Here is a 2,521-nt window from a genome sequence, read left to right as displayed (position 1 = left end):
ACCGCCAGTGGCTGACGCTGCCGACCAATGCCGAGAGCGTCACCATCCACGATCTCCACCGCGAGGATCCGACTTAGCCGCCGGCGAAAGATCGCGGCCTGTCCATACGGCACCCCCGTCGAGTTCCCTCACCCCCCCTCTGTTCGGCTTTCGCTAATCTCCGGCATTGCAACAATGGAGGTCCGCGCTGAAGCCGCTGATCTCCCCCTTGCGGGGAGATGGCCGGCAGGCCAGAGGAGGGTGCTGTCCCGCCGGCGCCTCGAAACAGCCATGGAACAGCCACAAAGAAAAAGGCAGCGGCTGCGACCGGCGCTGCCTTTTATTTGAGAACTTGGCCGCTCAGAACACCTGGCGGAAAATGATGAACAGCACGAAGGCGAGCGCGATCGAGCAGGGCAGCGTCAGCACCCAGGCAAGCAGCAGGTTGCGCACGGTCGACCATTGCAGCCCCGAGCCGTTCGCCGCCATGGTGCCGGCAACGCCCGACGACAGCACATGGGTGGTCGACACCGGCAGGCCGAGGCGGTCGGCCATGCCGATCGTGACCATCGCCACCAGCTCCGCTGCGGCGCCCTGGCCATAGGTCAGATGGCTCTTGCCGATCTTCTCGCCGACCGTCACGACGATGCGCTTCCAGCCGACCATGGTGCCCAGCCCGAGCGCCAGCGCCACAGCGATCCTCACCCAAAGCGGAATGAACTTCGTCGCGTTGTCGACCGCCTTGTGATAGTCGGTTACCGCCTTGAGATCGGCGGCCTCCATCGGCAGCAGCTTCTTTTTGTCGATCAGTTTGAGCGCCTCGCCGATCAGATAGATGTCGTTGCGGGCGTTGCCGACCAGATCGGTCGGCACCTTTTCGATCGAAGCGTAGGGCTGCAGCGAAGCCGTGGTGTTGTGAATATATGTCTGCAGCGCCACCGTGGTTTGGTCGTTCCAGGTCCTGGTGCGCACGGCGTCCTGGACGGCCACCTTGGCATCGGGGACGGTGATGCCCGGCTTGACGTACTTGCCCAGTGCCTGTTCGACGCTCACCGAAGCCGACTTGTAGGCTTCGAGATAGTTGATGTCCGGGGTGCGGTTGAGCGCATAGGCCGTCGGCACCACGCCGATCAGGATCAGCATGATCAGGCCCATCCCCTTCTGGCCGTCATTCGAGCCATGGGCGAAACTGACGCCGGTGCAGGTGAAGATCAGCAGCGCGCGGATCCACCACGGCGGCGGGGTGTTGCCCTTCGGCGCCTCATAGAGCGCCGGATTGCGCACAAGCAGTTTCATCGCATAGAGCAGGATTGCCGCGGCGAAGAAGCCGATGATTGGCGAGACCAGCAGCGTGGTGCCGACATTGGTCGCTTGTGACCAGTCGACGCCACTGGTGGCGCTGCCGGCCGGCGCCATGAACTGGTTGGCGAGGCCGACGCCGATGATCGACCCCACCATGGTGTGCGAACTTGAGGCCGGCAGGCCGAGGAACCAGGTGCCGAGGTTCCACAGGATCGCGGCGACCAGCAGCGCGAACACCATGGCGAAGCCTGACGAGGAGCCGACCTGCAGGATGAGCTCGACCGGCAGCAGCGACAGGATGCCGAAGGCAACCGCGCCGCTGGAGGTGAGAACGCCGAGGAAATTGAAGACGCCCGACCACATGACGGCGAACTCGGCCGGCAGGGAGCGGGTATAGATGACCGTCGCCACGGCATTGGCGGTGTCGTGGAAGCCGTTGACGAACTCGAAGCCCAGCGCAATCAGCAAGGCGATGCCGAGCAGGATCCACGGCACCGTCTTGGCTATGGCGAGATCCTGGCTGAGTGCGTAGGCGACATAGATGACGCCGGCGAGCACGATCACTCCGAAGGCCGGCAGGAACCACTTGGCGCCGCCGGTTTGATTGAGTGGATGATCTGGCCTTGGAATGCCCGCTTCGCTCGAAACAATGTCCACCATGTCCCACTCCCGTTCGCACTTCGGCACAACCACAGGTGAGGCTATGTCCGGTCGATGAAGCTGGTGTGACGGGCGGGATACCGGGCTCGGCAGGGAGGGCATTTCAAAACGCCAGTCAAATGCCGGCGCTAGGCCCCTATCCGGCGATCTCCAGCAGCGACGAGGTCAGCAGCTGCCGCTCATCCTTCGAGAGCACGTCGGAATCGAAGAGATTCATGCTGCGCATGCCCTCGATGGCGAGGAAGCAGACCAACAGCGCGCTGAGGTCGTTCGTCTCCCCCTTGAGCCGCTCGAACAGCTGCCGCTTGAACGATTTGATCGGCGTCAGGAATTCGGGATCCTCGGCGATGGCGGAAAATATCCAGGACGCCGACGGCTGCGGCTCCTCGCATTCGTCGGCCGAGAGCTTGATATAGGCCGCGAGCGCGCTTTCATGACCAGCCACGGCGGTGCGGGCTTCCATCGCCTGCTCGAATGCCTTGAGATAATCCTCCACCAGGCTCTACAATTTCCCGACCAAAGCCAAGTTGATGCAGAGCCTGGTGGAGGATTATCTCAAGGCATTCGAGCAGGCGATGGA

2 protein-coding genes are annotated in these 2,521 nt (G+C 63.0%); both read right to left on the bottom strand.

Features of this window, described 5'->3' with window-relative positions; all coding sequences use genetic code 11:
- Positions 1 to 339: 339 nt before the first annotated feature.
- A complete protein-coding gene (locus tag EN781_RS30455) occupies positions 340 to 1,941 on the bottom strand; it encodes an inorganic phosphate transporter (protein WP_127400631.1) in 1,602 nt (533 codons plus the stop codon).
- Between the two features lie 136 nt (positions 1,942 to 2,077).
- Positions 2,078 to 2,437 (bottom strand): hypothetical protein, encoded by a 360-nt coding sequence (locus tag EN781_RS30450; RefSeq protein WP_348631398.1) that lies wholly within the window; start codon positions 2,435 to 2,437, stop codon positions 2,078 to 2,080.
- Positions 2,438 to 2,521: the final 84 nt, after the last annotated feature.

The sequence above is a fragment of the Mesorhizobium sp. M4A.F.Ca.ET.090.04.2.1 genome (assembly GCF_003999085.1).
In the GTDB taxonomy this organism is placed as follows: Bacteria; Pseudomonadota; Alphaproteobacteria; order Rhizobiales; family Rhizobiaceae; genus Mesorhizobium.
The sequence above is the reverse complement of the archived record's forward strand: the minus strand, read 5'-3'. Positions and strand labels throughout refer to the sequence as shown.

Bases quoted from the DNA above. Each gene is read 5' to 3' on its own strand.
- EN781_RS30455 (WP_127400631.1), bottom strand. From the start codon at position 1,941: ATGGTGGACATTGTTTCGAGCGAAGCGGGCATTCCAAGGCCAGATCAT.